Genomic DNA, 18,703 nt, shown 5'->3' with positions numbered 1-18,703 from the left:
CCGATGAGTGCGCTTTTTTCCATTGCCTGGCGCAGCGCCTGGAACCGGCGCTTCACGCTCGCGCTCACCGTGTTCTCCATTGCGCTGTCGACCTTTCTGCTGCTGGGTGTCGAACGCATCCGCACCGAGCTGCGCGAGAATTTCGCGTCGTCGGTCTCGGGCACCGACCTGATCGTGGGCGCGCGCACGGGCTCCACGCAGCTGCTGCTTTATTCGGTGTTCCGCATCGGCGCGGCCACCAACAACATCTCGTGGAAGAGTGTGCAGGCCCTGGCCGCGCACCAGGGCGTCGACTGGGTGGTGCCGCTTTCGCTCGGCGACTCGCATCGCGGCTTCTCGGTGCTGGCCACCTCGCCCGAATACTTCACCCGCTTTCGCTACGGCAACCGCCAGTCGCTGCAGCTGCGCGAGGGCAAGCCCTTCAGCGCGCTGTTCGATGCGGTGGTGGGCGCCGAAGTGGCCGACAAGCTCGGCTACCACGTCGGCCAGAAGATCACCCTTGCCCACGGCAGCGGCGAGTTCAATTCGGCCGAGCATGCCGACAAGCCCTTCACGGTGGTGGGTGTGCTCGCGCGCACCGGCACGCCGGTCGACCGCACAGTGCACATCGGGCTCGAGGCCATGGAGGCCATTCATCTCGAATGGGTGGGCGGCGCGCCGATGCCCGGCGTCAAGATCCCGGCCGAGCAGGTGCGCAAGTTCGACCTCACGCCCAAGAATGTGACGGCCGCGCTCGTGGGCCTGAAGAACCGCTCCGCCGTGTTCGGCGTGCAGCGCTGGATTTCCACCTACAACGGCGAACCGCTGATGGCCATCCTGCCGGGCGTGGCGCTCGACGAACTCTGGAGCGTGATCGGCATCGGCGAGAACGCACTGCTGCTGATGTCGGCACTGGTCGCACTGGTGAGCCTTGCGGGCCTTGTCTCAGTGGTGATGGCGAGCCTGAACGAGCGGCGGCGCGAACTTGCCGTGCTGCGCGCCGTGGGCGCCGGCCTGCGCCAGGTGCTGGCGCTGCTCGCGCTCGAGGGCGCCATGGTCACCGTGCTGGGCGTGGCGCTGGGTGTGGTCATGGCGGTGCTCGGCATTGCCCTGCTCGCGCCATGGCTGCAGTCGAAGTTCGGGCTGACACTGAGCCTTTCAGAAACTACACTGAACGAATGGCTGCTGATGGCGAGCCTGCTGGTCGCCGGCTGGCTGGCAAGCCTGCTGCCCGGCATTCGTGCCTACCGGCTCTCTCTTGCCGACGGTCTCTCACCCAGGATTTGAAACCATGCGCATTGCAAAGAAGACCCCCACGTTCCGAGCTTTCACCCGGCTTTCGATGCTGCTCGCCGGTGCGGGCCTCGCAGCCGCGACATGGGCCGCCGACCCCGCGCCCAAGGACACGACCGCATCGAACCCGCTCGGCGGCAAGGCCGCACCTGCTGCTGCTGCCAAGGGCACACCGGGTCAGCCGCGCCAGATCACCTGGGAAGAACTGGTGCCGAAAGACTGGGACCCGGCCAAGGAATTCAAGGGCATGGACCTGAGCTCGCTCAATGACGGGGACCCGCGCGCCAACGAGCTGCTCATGAAGATGCAGGAAGTGTCGAACAACGCGCCGACCAATCCCGCGATGAACGGCGCCGAGATCAAGATCCCGGGCTTCATCGTGCCGCTCGAAGAAGCCAAGGGCGAAGTGACCGAGTTCCTGCTCGTGCCCTACTTCGGCGCCTGCATTCACACGCCGCCGCCGCCGGCCAACCAGATCCTGCACGTGGTCACGTCAAAGGGCGCCAAGTTCCGGGCCATGGACACCGTGTGGGTCACCGGCAAGCTGCAGACCATGCGCAACGACTCGATGATGGGTGTGAGCGGCTATCACGTGAACGCGACGAGCGTCACCAAGTATTCGGGCGGCGCCAAGTAGGGCGCGACACAGGCCTGTTGCGGCGACGACGCACGCTGGCGTCGCCGTCGCAAGCGGCGCGCGTTACTGCTTGCCGATTTCCGTCAGCAGACGGGTGACGAGATACAGGCGCGGCACGATCGAGTCGACCTCGATGTACTCGTCGCGCGCGTGGTAGCCGAAGCCCGCCAGGCCGAAGCTCTCGACCACGGTGGCCTTGCCGGAGCGGCCCGCATAGCCTGCATCGGTGCCGCCGCCGGTCATTGGCGTGAGCGCGAGCTCGCGGTCGATTTCCTTGTAGATGGCCTGGGCCTTTTCGGCCAGGGCGCGGCCCTTTTCACCCGCCACGAATGCCGGACGCCCCACTTCCACCTTGAGCGTGGTCTCGGTGTCGGGCACAAGCTTGCCGCTCGCAATCTTCGCCTGCAGGGCGGCTTCGAGCTTCTTCTCGGCGCCGGGCTGCGTGATGCGGATGTCGCCAAGCGCCTGCGCCTTCTCGGTGATCTGGTTGATCGGGCCGGTGGCACGCGCCACGGTCCAGTTGAGCGCCACGCCGGGAATGTCCTTTGCCACGTCCCGGGTCTGCAGCAACTGGTACGACAGCTCGTACAGGGCGTTGCGGCCCAGCTCGGGTGCGGCACCCGCATGCGATGCGCGGCCCTTCACCTCGAGCGTGGCCTGCGCAATGCCGGCGGCGCCCAGCAACAGTGATTCGCCCTTGGCCACCGACTTGGCCGCGGTGGGCTCGAATGACAGCACCGTGTCGTGCTGATCGGCCATGGCCGCAATGATTTCACCGGAGCCGACCGAGCCGACTTCCTCGTCGGGGTTCATGAGCACAGTAAGCGTGTCGTAGTCGCGCCAGCCCGCATCGGCCAGGATCTTCAGCGACGCCAGCATGACCGCGAGCCCGCCCTTGTCGTCCGCGATGCCCGGGCCGTAGATCCGGTTGCCGTCCACCTTGTACGGTTGGCTGTTCAGGATGCCGGCGGCGTATACCGTGTCCATGTGGCCCTGCAGCATGATCTTGCGCTTGCCGGTTCCCTTGATGGTGCCGATGACGAGATCGGCGCCCGCTCCGGCCGTGGCCTTGCGCCGCTCGGTCTTGAAGCCGGCGGACTTCAGGCGCCCTTCCACCACGTCGGCCATCTTGAGCAGGCCATCGACGTTGAGGCTGCCCGATTCGATCAGCACCATTTCCTTGAGGTTGTCGATCACCGCAGGCTGCGCCTTTTCGGCGGCGGCGAGCAGCTTCGCATCGGGCGCGGCATGTACCGCGGCAACCGCGCCGAGCACGAGACCGGAGGCAAGTGCAATGGCGCGCAGAGCGAAGAAAGACGAAGAGCGGACTGTCATGAGGTTCTCTTTGTTGGAGTGGATGGCGGGCGCCAGCATAGCGAGCCGAAGCCCAGCTTGCTGCAAATTGGCGACAGTGCCATGGCGAGGTCCGCCATCGCAATGAGGCCCATCCTGCAAGAGGCGTTTCTTCAATCCTTCCTGGTGCTTCGGGGCATGCCTGCCGCGGCTTTGCGGACCGGCTTCGGGGCGGGCGCCTCGCGCGCCGACTTCATGTGCCCGCTTTCCGCCGTCGTCATGCCCACGATCTTTGCAAGCTGCCGGCTGACGCTCACGTAGGCGTGGCCGATGCGGCTGTCGAAGTACAGCGAGTCGCCGCGGGCAAGGCGCACCACCTTGCCGTTGTCGAAATGCACTTCGATCTCACCCGAAAGAACATAGGCGAACTCTTCTCCCGCATGCCTCACGAAGTCCTCGGGCCCGTGAATGCGCCGCGCGTGCACGGTGCCGACGATCGGGCTCATCTGCTTGCCTGCGGCCGTGGTGCCCAGGAACTCGTAGGCGATTGAAAGGCCGCGGTACACCACGCCCTTGCCCGCGCGCGTGACCACCGGCCCGTCGAGCTGCGCGGGCTTGACGCCGGCACCCGCGAACATCGCGTTCATGTCCATCTCGAGCGCGCGGCCCAGCGCGGTGAAGTTCTCGTACCCGAGCGCGAGTTGCCCGCGTTCCGCGCGCGAGATGGTGGTGATCGACACGCCCGAGCGCTCGGCCAGCTGCGCCAGCGTCCAGCCGAAGCGCTTGCGCGCGGTGCGCAGGCGGTTGCCAAAGGTGGTGCGGTCCAGCGCCGGCTGTTCGTCCTTCGGCTTCGTCCCCGGCTTGGCTCGCGGCTTGTTGCCCGTGTGTGGATTCACGCTTGGCTTTCTCTTGTAGTGCAGCACGATTCTGCCAGTCCAGTGCCCGAATCCGTGCCACGGTGCCCGCAGCCGATGCACGGAAATTGCGTATGCGCAAATTGCGAAGACGCAAATTTCACCACCATGGTGCGTCCCACCTCCTCTCGGCGGGCCCGGGGCAAATTTGCGTATACGCAAATTTTTACCTACACTCCGCCAATGACTTCCAATACACCAGCGCCCGTTGCGGCCGACTATCTCGTGATTGGCGGCGGCATTGCCGGTGCCTCGGTGGCCTACTGGCTCGCGCCGCATGCCCGCGTGATCCTGCTCGAACGCGAGGCCCAGCCCGGCTACCACTCCACCGGCCGCTCGGCCGCGCTTTTCATGGAAAGCTACGGCACGGCGCAGGTGCGCGCGCTCACCATGGCAAGCCGCGCGTTTCTCGAACATCCGCCGGAGGGCTTTGCCGAGCACCCGCTCCTCACGCCGCGTGGCGCGTTGATGGTGGCCGACGCCGATCATGTGGCCGAGCTCGAAGCCCACTGGGAGGTGCTGCGCGCCATGAACACCGGCGCACAGCGGCTCAGCAGCGAAGAAGCCATCGAGATGGTGCCGGCGCTGCGGCCCGAACAGGTGGCGGGCGGTGTCTATGAGCCCGATGCGTCCGACATGGACGTGCACGCCATCCACCAGGGCTACCTGCGCGGCATGCGGCAGGCCGGCGGCAAGCTGGTGTGCGACGCCGGCGTGACCGCGCTCGAGCGCGTGGACGACCGCTGGCGCGTGACGGCAGGCGACGTCGTCTACGAAGCGCCGGTGGTCATCAACGCGGCGGGCGCGTGGGTCGACACCATTGCCCAACTGGCGGGCGTGCGGCCCATCGGCATCGAGCCGCGGCGGCGCTCGGCCTTCATCTTCGCGCCGCCCGAAGGCAGCAACGTGGCGCACTGGCCCATGGTGTTCAGCGCCGATGAAGGCTGGTACATCAAGCCCGACGCCGGCATGCTGCTCGGTTCTCCGGCCAATGCCGATCCGGTCGAACCGCAGGACGTGCAGCCCGAAGAGCTGGACGTCGCCTTCGCCATCCACCGCATCGAGGAAGCCACCACGCTCACCATTCGCCGCCCCACCCGCACCTGGGCGGGCCTGCGTTCCTTCGTGGCCGACGGCGACCTGGTGGGCGGCTTCGAGCCAGAGGCGCCGGGCTTCTTCTGGCTTGCGGCGCAGGGTGGCTATGGCATCCAGACTTCGGCAGCCATGGGCGAGGCATGTGCGGCACTCGCGCGGGGCCTGCCTGTGCCGCAGCGCATTGCGGGCTTCGGTCTTACGGCCGAAATGCTCGGCCCGCAGCGCTTGCGTGCAGCAGCGGCAGCAGCGGCTGCGGCAACAGCTGGATAGCTCGAGAGAGCTCGTCGAAAGCGGCTTAGTCGGGCGCGTTCATCACGCGGGCAAACTCTTCGTCCGCCGGCACGTTGTCGGCGTCGAGTTCGCTGGCATCGGTCAGGTCGATGCCGGTTGCATCCGACAGGTCGTCCGCGGCTTCCGATTCCGATTCCTCGAAGTCGTCGACAGGCGAATCGTCGTCGTCATCTTCGGGCGATGGCGGAGCGGGGCGCTTCTTGGCGTCGACGTTGTTCATGATCGGTTCCTCGGCGATGGGATGAGCGAGACATTCGTCAGACCCCCAATGTTGCACCTCTTTCAGGTGCCGTGCGTCAATTCCCCGGAACAGCGTCGGTTTCGGAACGTATCCATCGAGCCGGCGCTGTAGGTCAGTCCTTGTGCGCCGGGGCTCCTTCGCCTTCGTGAGAATGGCCGTGCTCCGAGTGACCGTGCTCGGCGTGACCGTGTTCCGAATGGCCATGGCCGTGCTCGCCGTGCGCAAGCCGGCTCACGAGCGTGACGAGTGCGATGCCCACCACCAGCCACACGATCTGCGCCGCGGTCTGCCGCGCGGGCAGGCGCTTTTGCAATTGTGGAATCAGGTCGGCCAGCGCCACGTAGACGAAGCTGCTGCTGGCCAGCACCAGGAAGTAAGGCAACCAGCCGTGCAGCTGGTCGACCAGCCACCATCCGACGATGCCGCCCAGCATGGTCATGGTGCCGGCGAGCGACACCTTGACCAGCGCCGCGCGCTGGTTGGCCGAGCTCTGGCGCAGCACGACAAGGTCGCCGATGTGGTGCGGCACCTCGTGCGCGAGCACCGCAATGGCGGCCACCAGGCCAAGGCGGATGTCCGCGATGAAGGCCGACGCAATCAGGATGCCGTCGCCGAAGCAGTGCACGCTGTCGCCGGTGAGCACGGCCCAGCCGCCGCCCGCGCGAGGCGCGTGGCTGTGCGAATGGCCATGGTCGGCGTGGTCATGGTCGTGGGCGTGGCCGTGCGCATGATCGTGCGCGGCGTGATTCGCTTGGTGCCCTGCGCCGACCGGCCCCGGCGCGGGGCTGCCATGGTGATGCTCGTGCCCGTGGTGCCAGAGCTCGGCTTTGTCGAGCAGAAAGAAGAACACCAGGCCGAACAGCAGCACGCCGAACAGCAGCGCGGGCTGAATGCGGCTTTCGAAGGCCTCGGGCAACAGGTGCATGAACGCGGTGGCAAGCAGCGCCCCTGCGGCCAGGCTCAGCAGGTGCTGCGAATTCACTCCGCCCGAGCCGCTGCGCACGCCCACGCGCAAGAGCAAGGCCGCGAGCCACACGCTTCCGATGCCGGCAACCAGGGTCGCCGCGATGATCACTATCAAATTCATAGCTGCTTGCGCAATTTCGATGGGCACCGATGCCCGACAACGTTCATAAAAAGAGAAAGGCCGTCGCGTGGACGGCCTTCGGCGGTGAGTGGCTACAGGCTGCCGTCAGACGACGCCATTGGCTTTGAACCAGGCCGTGGCTCGCTGCCATCCGTCATCGGCCGCGCTCTTTACATAGCTCGGGCGGTAGTCGGCATGGAACGCGTGGCCTGCTTCGGGATACACGACGAAGCTCGAAGCCTTGGCAGCCGGGGTTCCATTTGCCAACGCTGCTTTCATCTTATCAACCGTGTCAAGCGGGATGCCCTGGTCTTTTCCGCCGTACAAGCCGAGCACCGGCGCCTGCAGGCTGGCCGCCACATCGACGGGGTGCCTGGGCGTCAATTCGCTCGGCTGGCCGACCAGGCGGCCGTACCAGGCTACGCCGGCCTTGACCTTGCCGGTGGCGGCATAGAGCCACACGACGCGGCCGCCCCAGCAGAAGCCGGTGATGCCGGCCTTGGCAACATTGCCGCCGTTGGCCGCGGCATACGCGAGCGCGCCGTCCAGGTCGGCCATGACCTGCGCATCGGGCACCTTGGTCACGATGTCGGCCTGCAGCTTGGGAATGTCGGTGTAGCCGCGCGGATCGCCCTGGCGCGCATAGAGCTCGGGCGCAATGGCCAGGTAGCCAAGTTGGGCAAAGCGGCGGCAGGTGTCGGCAATGTATTCGTGCACGCCGAAGATCTCCTGGATCACCAGGATCACGGGCAGGCCCGTCTTGCCGGCCGGCGCGGCCGCGTAGGCGGGCACCTCGAAGCCGTTGACGGTGTACTTGATCGGCCCGGCCTTCAGGCCCTCGGCCGAGGTGCTGATGGCCGTCTGTGCCATGACCGGCATCACGGCGGCCGCATAGCCCACGCCAATGGCGGCCCTGAGTGCGGTGCGGCGCGTGGCGCCCTGCTCTGTGCTCTCGCCGGGGCGAAGCGAGTCGAAATCGGAACGGCTGTCGTCGCGAAGGGACATGGGAAGGGCTCCAGTTGAATCGTCGGACAAGGGGCATGCGTGAAAACGCACGCCGCAATGTAGGCGAATTCAGCGCGGTCCGTATCCCAAGGGCCCGGATGTCAACAGGGTTGCAGTGCGGCCTAAAGTCTTCAGTCCCGATAGGCGCGGCGCGCCAATGCGGCGGCCAGTACCTGCGCCGGATCGACCAGGTTCAGCCCGGCGACCGCGGCCGAGCCCTGCAGGCCGAGCGGCACCTCGGTGCAGCCCATGATGATGGTGACCGGCCCGTGGCGTTCCGCGAGCCGCAGCGCCACCTGCGAAAAACATTCTTCGGCCAGGCGCATGTTCCCGGCCTTCACGCCGTCGAAGATGCCGCGCGTGATGATGCGGCGTTCTTCCTGCAGCGGCACAAGGCAGTCGAGCCCCGCCTCGGCCAGCGCATGTTCATAGAGGCGCACGCGGTAGGTGCCCTCGGTGGCCATCAGCGCCACATTGCCTGCCCCTTGCGCGGCAAGATGCTGCGCCACCTCGCGCGCCATGTGCAGCAGTTCCACTTGCGGAAAACGTTCCTGCAGCCGCGAATGCCAGGCATGCGCGGTGTTGCAGGCAATGGCCACGGCCCGGCTGCCCAGCGCGGCCAGCCGCCCCAGTGCCTGCAGCATCGGCTCGAGCGGCTGGTGCGCGCCGGTTTCTGCCGAACCCAGCGCGTCGGTTCGGTCAGGCACCGGCACCTGCGCCAGCCAGTGCTCCGGAAAGGACTGGTCCCGCACCGGCTCCCCGCGAGCGCGCATCTGCTGGGCGCAGGCCTGCACGAAGAGCCGGACGAAGTCCGCCCCCGCCGCAGGGCCCATGCCGCCCAGAATGCCCACTACGTTCGTCGAAGCCATTGCGTACGTCCGCTCGCGTCAGGTCGCCGGTTTGTCGGACGGCGTCTTGAGGTTGTCCTTGAGTTGCTGGCTCATGGGCAGATTCAGCGGCACGTTCTTCGGCGGGATCGGCGACATGAACCACTTGGTATAGAGCTTCTCGAACTCGCCGCTCTTCATCATGCCGATGAAGGTGTCGTCCACCAGCTTCTTGAAGGCCGGGTCGTCCTTGGGCAGCATGCAGGCATAGGGCTCGACCTGCAGCGCCTCGCCCACCACTTCGTAGTCGGCCGGGTTCTTGGCGTTGGCAATCAGGCCGAACAGCAGGATGTCGTCCATGGCAAACGCCACGGCGCGGTCGCTTTCCACCAGCAGGAAGGCGTCGGCGTGGTCCTTGCCGAGCACGATGTCCATGTCGAGGTTCTTCTCGGTGTTGTACTTGCGCATGACCAGCGCGTTGGTGGTGCCGGTGGTGCTGGCCACCGTCTTCTTGGCCAGGTCGGCGTAGTCCTTGATCTTGGAAGACTTCTTGGTCAACAGGCGCGTGCCGGTATAGAAGTGATTGACGGCAAAGGCCACGTCCTTGCCGCGCGCGGTGTTGTTGGTGGTGGAGCCGCACTCCAGGTCCACCGTGCCGTTGGTAATCAGCGGAATGCGGTTCTGCGAGGTCACTGGCATCAGCTGTACCTGCAGGTTGGGCTTGTTGAGCTTTTTCTTCACCGCCTCGACCACGGCGTTGGAAAGTTCGACCGAGAAACCGATCGGCTTGTTGGGGCCGTCCAGGTAGCTGAAGGGCACCGACGACTCGCGGTAGGCGAGCGTGATCTTGCCGGACTCGGCGATCTTGGCCAGCGTGTCGGCGGCCTGGACGCCGGTGGCGGTAAGCAGCACCACGGCAGCAGCGGCCATCAATGCGGAGAGTTTCATGCGAGCCTTCTTCAGTTGGTTGAACAGAGCGGCCAGTGTAAGAAGGAGTGACACATGGCGACAATTCCAAATGAACCCTAGGCCATACCCAAAGGTTATGGGTTAGGAAGAGCGGGCACCAAGGCATGCGCTTTGGCTATGGGCTACCGCGCTTTTGGCATTTCCGGGCTGGCGTGCGCGCGCCTACATTCAGCACTCCCCTCTCTTGCTCCCCTCTTTCGGAAAGTTGCCTCCATGCATGTGTGTGTGCTCGGCGCCGGCATCGTGGGCCTGGCCACCGCCTGGCAACTCGAACGCCTGGGCCATCAAGTCACGGTGATCGACCGCGCGGCCCCTGGTGCGGGCGCGAGCGGCGGCAACGGCGCGCAGCTCAGCTACTCGTACGTGCAGCCGCTGGCCGATCCGTCGATCTGGAAGCAGTTGCCCAAGCTGCTGCTCTCGCCCTCCTCCCCGCTCAAGCTGCGCCCGCAACTCGATCCGCTGCAGTGGCGCTGGGGCCTGGCCTTTCTTGCGGCCTGCAATGCGCAGACCTCGCGGGACACCACCGCGCAGCTGTTGGCGTTGGCCGCGCTGAGCCGCAGCGGGTTCGAGGCCATGCAGGCCGACGTTGCGCCCGATTGCGATTTTTCCGCCACCGGCAAGCTGGTGCTCTATGCCAGCCCCGAATCGCTCGAAGGCGCACGCGCGCAGCTCGAATTGCAGCGCGCCATGGGCAGCGAGCAGCGCATCGTGTCGCCCGACGAATGCGCCGCCATCGAGCCCGCGCTCGCCGGCTATCGCGGCCAGATGGCCGGGGCCGTCTACACGCCCAGCGAGTGCGCGGCCGATTGCCTGAAGGTTTGCGCCGAACTGATGCGCGTGCTCAGCGGGCGCGGCGTGCGCTTTCTGCTCGGCGCCGACGTGCACGGCTTCGCGCGCAGCGACGGCCGCGTGGCCGCCGTGAAAACGAGCGATGGCGACGTGGAGGCCGACGCCTTCGTCATGGCACTGGGATCGGCCTCGCACAAGCTCGGGCGCGCGCTGGGCGCCTACCTGCCGGTGTACCCGCTCAAGGGCTACAGCATCACGGTCGATGTCGATCCTTCGCCCGGCGCAGCGCCCAGCGTGAACGTGACCGACAGCGCGCGCAAGGTGGTGTTCGCGCGCATCGGCTCACGGCTGCGCGTGGCGGGCATGGCGGAACTCGTGGGGCACGACGCGAGCATTCCGGCGACGCGCATCGAAACGCTGGCGGCCGCGACACGCGCCGTGTTCCCGCATGCGAGCCCGCTCGAAGAACTGCATCCGTGGACGGGCATGCGCCCGGCCACGCCGAAAGGCCTGCCGATCATCGGGCGGCTGCCGAGCGCGCCTTCGAACATGCTGTTCAACACCGGGCACGGCGCGCTGGGCTTCACGCTGGCCTTCGGCTCCGCGCGGCGGATTGCCGATGCGCTGGAGCCCGCCGCAGCCTGAGCCACGCCACGAGGCTCAGGCCGCCTGCTCTATCGCCTCGCGCATGCAGCGCGTAATGCCGCGTACCGCCACTGAATCGGGCTTTCCCGCAAAACGCAATGCGCGCACCGGCACCGGAATGTGCGGCTCCAGCGCCAGCACGTCGACCTTGGCGCCGTCGGCCGAGCGTGCCGTGCAGCCATCGACCAGCGCCACGCCCAGCCCGTGGTGGGCCATCGACAGCGCGGCGTGATACGTCTGCACCGTGACCACCGCCTGCTGAAAGCCCACGCCGGCCTGGCGGCAGGCCTGGCTCAGGCTGGTGCCCACCGGGTCTCGGCTGTCCAGCCCGATGACGGGCCGGTCTACCAGGTCATGCAGCGCCACCGACCCATTGCGCACCAGCGCGCGCGGAAGCATGCCCTTCGGCGCGATGCACACCATGCGCGTGTCCGCAAGCGTTTCCTGCGTGAGCGAGGGGTGCACCGCAGGGCTGAAGACAAAGCCCACGTCGGCCTCTTGCAGCAGCAGTGCCGACATGATCTGCGGCGAATGCAGCGACTCGACGGTGATCGAATAACCCGGATGCTTTTCGCGAAAGGCCTTGAGCGCGCGCGGCAGCACCTCGTAGCTCAGTGCCAGCACGCTCAGGATGCGCAGCTCGCCGGTATCGCTGCCCGCGCGCAGGTTGGCCGCCAGGCGCTGCACCTCGTCGAGTTGCGCGAACAGCCGCTCGATGTGCGGATACAGCGTGAGCGCCTCGGTGGTCGGTGTGAGCCGGCCCTTGGCGCGCTGGAACAGCGGAAAGCCCAGTTGCAGCTCGGCATGCTGCAGCGTGCGGCTCACCGCCGGCTGCGTAATGTTGATGAGCCGCGCCGCCGCGCTCACGCTGCCCGTGAGCATGATGGCGTTGAAGACCTCGATATGGCGCAGCCGCATCGGTCAGTTGCCGATCTTGTTGCGAGAGAGGTCCATCACCATGCGGGTCGCAAGATAGAGCCGCGGTTCGATGGAATCGATCAGCACGTATTCGGCGTCGGCCGAGTGCGCGCCAAAGCCCTGCAGGCCGAAGCGCTCGACCACCGGGGCCTTGGTCTTGAGCGCGGCAAACGCCGCATCGGTACCGCCGCCGGCGGCCTTGTCGTCGGCGCCCAGCGGCTTGCCGATCTCGTCCTTGTAGATGCGCTGCGCGTGCGCGGCCAGCGCGCGCGAGGCGTCGGTGGCTTCGAGCGGCGGACGGCGGCGCTCGAACTTCAGCTCGACCTTGGCCTCTGGAATCAGCTGCTTCTTCACGCGCTCCTGCACCTGCTGCTCGATGCGGTCGTAGTCGCTCACCTTCAGCACGCGCACGTCGGCGCTGGCGGTGGCACTGGCCGGAATCACGTTGCGGTTGCTGCCTGACTTGGAGATGGTCCAGTTCATCTTCAGGCCCGTTGCCGGGTCGGACAGGTCGCGCATCTGCAGCACCTGGTGCGAGAGTTCGTAGAGCGCGTTCACGCCCAGCTCGGGCGCTGAGCCCGCATGCGATGCCTTGCCCGCGACGTTGAGCGTGACCGAGGCAATGCCCGCCGTGGCAAGCGAAAGCTTGTCTTCCTTGACCGAGGCGCCCTCGAACGACAGCACCGCGTCGTGCTCGCCGCCGAGCCGTGTGATGAGCCCGCGCGACGCCGGCGAACTGATTTCCTCATCGCCGTTGATCAGCACGGTAAGCGTGCCGTATTCCTTGAACTTGAGCGCCTGCAGCATTGCTACTGTGTGGATGATGACCGCCACGCCCTGCTTGTCGTCGGCAATGCCGAGGCCGTAGGCCTTGTCGCCTTCGACGCGGAACGGCTGCTTGCCGAGCATGCCCACGGTGTAGACCGTGTCCATGTGCGCAATGAGCATGATCTTCTTCTTGCCCGTGCCCTTGAAGGTGGCCCGCACCACGCGGCCCATCTTCTCGGGCGTGTCCTCCATGCGGTAGGCCTCGGCGCTGGTGTCGATGAGCTCGACCTCGCCGCCCAGCGCCTTGAGCTTGCCGGCGATGAGATCGGAGATCTTCTCCAGCCCCTCAAGATCGCGGCTGCCGGACTCGATGCCCACGAGCTGCGACAGCGAATCGAGCAGCGGCTGCTTCTGCTCGGCCGCCAGCGAGGCGATGCGCGCGTCGGGCGCGGCCAGCGCGGCCTGGCAGGCTGCGGCCATCAGGAGTGCGCCGCCTGCGCGGCACCAGGAACGAACGGGGAACAGGGTCATGAACGGCTTCCTTGTGTTTTTCTGGTCCGCACGGTGGACACCGGGCGGGTTCGGCATTCTTCCATGCAGGCCGGCATCGCGGCGACCAGCGCATCGACAGCGCAGCGCGTCTTGGCGGGCATGTGGCGCGAGCGCGGCCACAGCACGTGAATGGGCATGGCCGCGGCGCGGTGGTCGGCCAGCACGGGCTCGAGCTGTCCGGATTGCACGTAGCGTGCCAGCAGCCAGTTCGGCAACCAGGCGAGCCCGGCACCTGCAATGGCCGCGTCGGCCACCGCCTGCAGGTCGTTCAGCCGCGCATGCCAGGGCAGATGCACGGTGTGCGCGCGGCCTTGCGGATCGCGCAGTTCCCAGCGCTGCGACTGACCAGGAGCGCAATAGTCGATGCCCCGGTGCTGCGCCAGCGCGGCCACGTCAGCCGGCCGCCCGAAGCGCGCCAGGTAGGCCGGCGCGGCCGCGAGCCTCATGGTCTGCTCGCCGAGCCGGCGGGCCACCAGCCGGTCGGTGTCGGGCAGTTCGCCGATGCGCACCGCCAGGTCGTAGCCCTCCTGCACCAGGTCGACCACGCGGTCGCTGATGGCAATGTCCACCTGCAGTTGCGGATAGCGTTCGATGAGGCCTAGCAGCGCCGGCGCCGCGTGGTGGTGTCCAAAGGCCAGCGGCAGGCTGGCACGCAGGCGGCCGCGCGGCTCGCGCCGGCCGCTTTCGAGGCCCGACTCCGCGGCCTCGAGCTCGGCCTGCGCACGCAGGCAGTGCTCGTAGTAGGCCTGCCCTTCCTCGGTCAGGGTCTGGCTGCGGGTGGTGCGCTGGAGCAGGCGCACGCCGAGCCGCGCCTCCAGCCGCGCGAGTGCCTTGCCCACGGCCGAGCGCGTGAGGTTCAGCCGCTCGGCCGCGAGCGTGAGGCTGCCGCTTTCGACCACCTCGAGAAAAGTCTGGATGCCATCGAAACGATCGGTCATGGCTTGGGATTGTGCCTTTTGGTTCCCGAATCTGCTGAATCGATGTCCTCAATGAAGAAACTGATTCCCTGCAAGATGGTGGCATGACAACGTCTTCTACTGCTTCAACTACCAACCCGCGCCGCGATGCTGCCGCGCTCACTGCCATTTGCCTTGTCGCACTCATGTTCGGGCTCGAGATCTCCAGCGTGCCGGTGATCCTTCCGGAGCTCGAGCGCGTGCTGCACGCGGACTTCCAGGACGCGCAATGGATCATGAATGCCTACACGCTGGCCTGCACCTCGGTGCTGATGGCGGCCGGCACCCTGGCCGACCGGTATGGCCGCCGCCGCGTGCTGGTGGCGAGCCTCTGGCTGTTCGGCATGGCGTCGCTGGCGTGCGGCTGGGCGACGAGCGCGCCGCTCCTGATTGCCGCGCGTTTCGTGCAGGGCGTGGGCGCCGGCACCATGATGATCTGCCAGTTCGCCATCCTGTCGCAGCAGTTCCGTGAACCGGCGGCGCGCTCGCGCGCCTTTGCAGTCTGGGGCGTGGTTGCGGGCATCGGGCTGGGTTTCGGTCCGCTGGTGGGCGCCGCCATCGTGGCGTTGGCCGATTGGCGCTGGGTCTTCCTGGTGCACGCGCCGCTGGCGCTGCTCACGCTGGGCCTGGTGCACGCGAGCGTGCAGGAATCGCGCGACCCCGATGCGCACCGCCTCGACGTGGCGGGCATGCTCACGCTCACGCTTGCGGTGTTCGCGCTGGTGTACTTCATCACGCTGGGCACGGTGCAGGGCTTCGGCAACCGCGTGGGGCTGGCGCTGCTGGCGGGCGCGCTGGCGTTCCTCGCGCTGTTCGTCGCGGCCGAGCGGCGCAGTGCGCACCCCATGTTCGACTTTTCGGTCTTTCGCATCCACCGCTTCAACGGCGCAATGATGGGTTCGGTGGGCATGAACCTCAGCTTCTGGCCCTTCATGATCTACCTGCCGATCTACTTCCAGTCGGCGCTCGGCCATGACCTGATGCACTCGGGCTGGGCCCTGCTGGCCTACACGCTGCCCACGCTGCTGGTGCCGCCGCTGGCCGAGCGGCTGGCACTGCGCCATGGCGCCGAGCGGGTGATTCCCGGCGGCCTCGGCCTGATGGCCGTGGCCTTCCTGCTCATGGCCGCGGGCAATGCGCGCGGCGTCGATGCGGTGGTGATCACCGCCTGCCTTGCCGCGGGCGTCGGGCTCGGCCTCACGAACTCGCCCGTTACCAACACGAGCACCGGCGCGGTGTCGGCCGCGCGCGCGGGCATGGCCTCGGGCATCGACTTCAGCGCGCGGCTGATCACGCTCGCATTGAGCATCGCGCTGATGGGCTTCGTGCTTGTGAGCGGCATTGCGCGCCACCTGGGCGAAGCCGGCCTGCGCGCCGGTGCCGGCGAACTGCTGCAACTGGCGCAGGGCGTGGCAGCGGGCAAGCTGGACATCGTGCCGGATGCGGCTGCGCCGGCGCTAGCGCAGGCCGCCCTGCGCCAGGGCTTTGGCGACGTGATGCTTTACGCCGGCGTCGGCGTGGGATTGCTGGCACTCGCGAGCCACGCCTTCTTCAGGCGCGGCCGGCGCTCAGTGGGCCTTGTCCCAGTTGGGGCCGATGCCGATCTCGGCTAGCAGCGGCACCTTCAGCTCGGCCACGCCGGCCATCAGGCGCGGGATTTCGGTGCGCACCCATTCGACCTCGGCCTCGGGCACTTCGAACACCAGTTCGTCGTGCACCTGCATGATCATCTTGGTGGCGCGCTTCTCGGCGTCGAGCACGTCCTGCACCTTGATCATGCTGAGCTTGATCAGGTCGGCCGCCGTGCCCTGCATGGGCGCGTTGATGGCCGCGCGCTCGGCGCCGCCGCGGCGCGGGCCGTTGGGCGAATTGATCTCGGGCAGGTACAGGCGCCGGCCGAACACGGTCTCGACATAGCCGTTTTCCTTCGCGAGCGCCTTGGTCTCGTCCATGTAGGCCTTCACGCCCGGATAGCGCGCAAAGTAACGCTCGATGTACGAAGCCGCGGCCTTGGTCTCGATGCCCAGGTTGCGCGCCAGCCCGAAGCTGCTCATGCCGTAGATGAGCCCGAAGTTGATCACCTTGGCATAACGGCGCTGTTCGCTCGACACCTGGTCGGGCGTGGAGCCGAACACCTCCGCCGCAGTGGCGCGGTGCACGTCGATGCCTTCGCGGAACGCGCGCAACAGCGACTCGTCGCCACTGATGTGCGCCATGATGCGCAGCTCGATCTGCGAGTAGTCCGCGCTTGCAATCACGCTGCCGGGCGGCGCAATGAAAGCTTCGCGCACGCGGCGGCCTTCGGGCGTGCGGATCGGAATGTTCTGCAGGTTGGGATCGTTGCTCGACAGCCGCCCGGTAACCGCCACTGCCTGCGCATAGTGCGTGTGCACGCGGCCGGTGCGCGGGTTGGCCAGCTGGCCGAGCTTGTCGGTGTACGTGCCCTTGAGCTTGGACAGGCCGCGGTGCTCCAGGATCTTGGCCGGCAGCGGATAGTCCTCGGCCAGCTTCTCGAGCACTTCTTCGTCGGTGCTCGGCGCGCCGCTCGGCGTTTTCTTGATCACCGGCAGGCCCAGCTTGGTGAAGAAGATCTCGCCGATCTGCTTGGGCGAACCCAGGTTGAACGGTTGCCCGGCGATCTCGTAGGCCTCTTGCTCCAGCGCCATGATGCGCGTGCCGAGCTCATGGCTTTGCGCGGCGAGCGTGGGCGCATCGATCAGCACGCCGTTGCGCTCGATGCGGTAGAGCGCCTCGCTCGAATCCATTTCGAGCTGATAGATGAAGCGAAGCTTTTCGTCGCGCTCGATCTGGGGCCAGAGTGCCAGGTGAACGTCGAGCGTCTGGTCGCTGTCCTCGCATGAATACTCGGCGGCCCTGGCAATTTCGACCTGGCTGAACGGAATCTGGTGCGCGCCCTTGCCGCACAGGTCTTCGTATGAAATGCCGCTGCGCCCCAGGTGGCGCTCGGCCAGGCTCGCGAGCCCGTGCGGCCGGTGCGCTTCGAGCACATAGCTTTGCAGCATGGTGTCGTGCGCATAGCCCTGCACTTCGATGCCATGGTTGGCGAACACGTGGCGGTCGTACTTGATGTGCTGGCCGAGCTTTTTCTTCTCGGGGTTTTCGAGCCACGGCTTCAGCCTGGCGAGCACTTCGTCGATGGGCAACTGTGCGGGCGCATCGCCGTAGTTGTGCGCCAGCGGCACGTAGGCCGCCTCGCCGGGCTCCACGCTGAAGCTCACGCCCACGATCTGCGCAACCATTTCATCGAGCGACGTGGTCTCGGTGTCGATGGCGGCCAGGTCGGCCGCCTCCAGCCTTGCGAGCCACGCGTCGAACTGCTCCCAGGTCGTGATGGTTTCGTACTTCAGGTTGCTCGCGGGCGATGCAGCTTCGATGGCGCCCAGGTTCGACGATTCATCGAACAGGCCGCCCTGGTCGGCACTCGCAGCGCCGCCACGGGCCTGCTGCTTCTTGATGTTTTCCTCGATCAGCTCGGGCGGCACTTCCATGGCCTCGAGCGACTTGACGAGGCTCTTGAAGCCGAACTTTTCGTAGAAGGGCTTGAGCTCGGCCGTTTGCGGCGCGCCCACGGGCAGCCCTTCGAGCGAAGGCAGTCCGGCGACGTGCCCGGCCAGGTCGCAATCGGTGCGAATGGTGACGAGCTGGCGGCTCAGCGGCAGCTTGTCGAGTGCCTTGCGGAGGTTCTCGCCAGCTTGCCCCTTCACCTCGGCGGCGCGTTCGATCAGCGCGTCGAGCGAACCGTATTCGAGCAACCATTTGGCCGCTGTCTTGGGGCCGACCTTCTCGACGCCGGGCACGTTGTCGACCGCGTCGCCCACCAGCGTCTGGTAGTCGATCATCAGGTTGGGCGGCACACCGAATTCCGCCGTGACACCGGCCACGTCGCGCTTCTTGCCGTTCATCGTGTCGATGATGGTGATGTGCTCGTCCACCAGTTGGCTCAGGTCCTTGTCGCCGCTGGACACGATCACTTCGACGCCCTGCGCCGCGGCCGTCTTGGCCAGCGTGCCGATCACGTCGTCGGCCTCGATGTCGGGCACGCAGAGCACGGGCCAGCCCATGAGCTTCACCACCTGGTGGATGGGGTCGATCTGGCTGCGCAGGTCGTCGGGCATCGGCGAGCGGTTGGCCTTGTATTCGGGATACAGGTCGTCGCGGAACGTCTTGCCCGGCGCGTCGAAGATGCAGGCCGCGTAGTCCGCGCGAACCTCGCGGCGCAGCGCCGTCATCATGTTGATCATTCCGCGGATGGCGCCGGTGGCCGGGCTCTTCGGGTCGCCGGGCACGGCCCGCAGGTCGGGCATGGCATGGAAGGCGCGGTAGAGATAGCTCGAGCCATCGACGAGCAGCAGCGTTTTCTTGTCGGTCATCAGGCCATTTTGCCGTGCCCGGCGCGGCGCCCTGAACCACGGCGGCGTACGCT

At 66.9% G+C, this 18,703-nt stretch carries 16 protein-coding genes; 5 read left to right on the top strand and 11 right to left on the bottom strand.

Annotated features, from left to right (window positions below; all coding sequences use genetic code 11):
* The first annotated feature begins 3 nt into the window (after positions 1 to 3).
* The gene (locus V9K97_RS07710; protein ID WP_337317327.1) at positions 4 to 1,266 is read left to right on the top strand and encodes an ABC transporter permease; all 1,263 of its coding nucleotides are present in this window, start codon (positions 4 to 6) and stop codon (positions 1,264 to 1,266) included.
* 4 nt (positions 1,267 to 1,270) lie between these two features.
* The gene (locus V9K97_RS07705; protein WP_337295451.1) at positions 1,271 to 1,909 is read left to right on the top strand and encodes a DUF3299 domain-containing protein; all 639 of its coding nucleotides are present in this window, start codon (positions 1,271 to 1,273) and stop codon (positions 1,907 to 1,909) included.
* 63 nt (positions 1,910 to 1,972) lie between these two features.
* Here V9K97_RS07705 and V9K97_RS07700 read toward each other — a convergent pair whose 3' ends face one another.
* Together V9K97_RS07700 and V9K97_RS07695 are read right to left on the bottom strand one after the other, a co-directional pair.
* Complete coding sequence (locus V9K97_RS07700; protein WP_337317326.1) at positions 1,973 to 3,244, bottom strand: M20/M25/M40 family metallo-hydrolase; 1,272 nt, start codon at positions 3,242 to 3,244, stop codon at positions 1,973 to 1,975.
* Between the two features lie 131 nt (positions 3,245 to 3,375).
* On the bottom strand, positions 3,376 to 4,098 hold the full coding sequence (locus V9K97_RS07695; protein ID WP_337317324.1) for a helix-turn-helix domain-containing protein: 723 nt from the start codon (positions 4,096 to 4,098) through the stop codon (positions 3,376 to 3,378).
* Positions 4,099 to 4,299: 201 nt separating this feature from the next.
* Here V9K97_RS07695 and V9K97_RS07690 point away from each other — a divergent pair, with 201 nt between their 5' ends.
* A complete protein-coding gene (locus V9K97_RS07690; RefSeq protein ID WP_337295452.1) occupies positions 4,300 to 5,481 on the top strand; it encodes an NAD(P)/FAD-dependent oxidoreductase in 1,182 nt (393 codons plus the stop codon).
* A gap of 25 nt (positions 5,482 to 5,506) precedes the next feature.
* On the opposite strand, the gene V9K97_RS07685 is transcribed toward V9K97_RS07690, so the two are convergent.
* The 5 genes from V9K97_RS07685 to V9K97_RS07665 all read right to left on the bottom strand — a co-directional run bounded on the left by V9K97_RS07685 (position 5,507) and on the right by V9K97_RS07665 (position 9,610).
* A complete protein-coding gene (locus V9K97_RS07685) occupies positions 5,507 to 5,722 on the bottom strand; it encodes a hypothetical protein (RefSeq protein ID WP_126749779.1) in 216 nt (71 codons plus the stop codon).
* A gap of 133 nt (positions 5,723 to 5,855) precedes the next feature.
* A complete protein-coding gene (locus tag V9K97_RS07680; protein ID WP_337317323.1) occupies positions 5,856 to 6,830 on the bottom strand; it encodes a ZIP family metal transporter in 975 nt (324 codons plus the stop codon).
* Between the two features lie 105 nt (positions 6,831 to 6,935).
* Positions 6,936 to 7,835 (bottom strand): dienelactone hydrolase family protein, encoded by a 900-nt coding sequence (locus tag V9K97_RS07675; protein WP_337317321.1) that lies wholly within the window; start codon positions 7,833 to 7,835, stop codon positions 6,936 to 6,938.
* Positions 7,836 to 7,966: 131 nt separating this feature from the next.
* Positions 7,967 to 8,704 carry an aspartate/glutamate racemase family protein gene (locus V9K97_RS07670; RefSeq protein ID WP_258504970.1) on the bottom strand — a complete coding sequence of 246 codons (738 nt, stop codon included), beginning with the start codon at positions 8,702 to 8,704 and terminating at the stop codon, positions 7,967 to 7,969.
* Positions 8,705 to 8,722: 18 nt separating this feature from the next.
* Positions 8,723 to 9,610: a transporter substrate-binding domain-containing protein gene (locus V9K97_RS07665; protein ID WP_126749783.1), complete on the bottom strand. Its 888-nt coding sequence runs from the start codon at positions 9,608 to 9,610 to the stop codon at positions 8,723 to 8,725.
* A gap of 132 nt (positions 9,611 to 9,742) precedes the next feature.
* On the opposite strand from V9K97_RS07665, the gene V9K97_RS07660 reads away from it, so the two are divergent.
* Positions 9,743 to 11,065 carry a D-amino acid dehydrogenase gene (locus V9K97_RS07660; protein WP_337317319.1) on the top strand — a complete coding sequence of 441 codons (1,323 nt, stop codon included), beginning with the start codon at positions 9,743 to 9,745 and terminating at the stop codon, positions 11,063 to 11,065.
* A 15-nt stretch (positions 11,066 to 11,080) separates the two neighbouring features.
* Here the strand turns inward: V9K97_RS07660 and V9K97_RS07655 are convergent, their stop codons facing one another.
* Genes V9K97_RS07655 through V9K97_RS07645 form a run of 3 tightly spaced genes read right to left on the bottom strand, consistent with a single transcriptional unit; the run spans position 11,081 to position 14,241 of the window.
* Positions 11,081 to 11,983, bottom strand: a complete 903-nt coding sequence (locus tag V9K97_RS07655) for a LysR family transcriptional regulator (RefSeq protein ID WP_337317318.1) — start codon at positions 11,981 to 11,983, stop codon at positions 11,081 to 11,083.
* 3 nt (positions 11,984 to 11,986) lie between these two features.
* Positions 11,987 to 13,282, bottom strand: a complete 1,296-nt coding sequence (locus tag V9K97_RS07650; RefSeq protein WP_443302842.1) for a M20/M25/M40 family metallo-hydrolase — start codon at positions 13,280 to 13,282, stop codon at positions 11,987 to 11,989.
* The gene (locus V9K97_RS07645; RefSeq protein ID WP_337317316.1) at positions 13,279 to 14,241 is read right to left on the bottom strand and encodes a LysR family transcriptional regulator; all 963 of its coding nucleotides are present in this window, start codon (positions 14,239 to 14,241) and stop codon (positions 13,279 to 13,281) included. Before V9K97_RS07645 ends, V9K97_RS07650 begins: the two co-directional genes overlap by 4 nt.
* 83 nt (positions 14,242 to 14,324) lie before the next feature.
* Between V9K97_RS07645 and V9K97_RS07640 the strand changes: the two genes are divergently transcribed.
* Complete coding sequence (locus tag V9K97_RS07640; protein ID WP_337317315.1) at positions 14,325 to 15,872, top strand: MFS transporter; 1,548 nt, start codon at positions 14,325 to 14,327, stop codon at positions 15,870 to 15,872.
* On the opposite strand, the gene polA is transcribed toward V9K97_RS07640, so the two are convergent.
* Complete coding sequence (gene polA / locus V9K97_RS07635; RefSeq protein WP_337317313.1) at positions 15,828 to 18,650, bottom strand: DNA polymerase I; 2,823 nt, start codon at positions 18,648 to 18,650, stop codon at positions 15,828 to 15,830. The genes V9K97_RS07640 and polA overlap by 45 nt on opposite strands.
* Positions 18,651 to 18,703 lie beyond the last annotated feature (53 nt).

Source organism: Variovorax sp. CCNWLW186, assembly GCF_037203865.1.
Taxonomy (GTDB): Bacteria; Pseudomonadota; Gammaproteobacteria; order Burkholderiales; family Burkholderiaceae_C; genus Variovorax.
The sequence above is the reverse complement of the archived record's forward strand: the minus strand, read 5'-3'. Positions and strand labels throughout refer to the sequence as shown.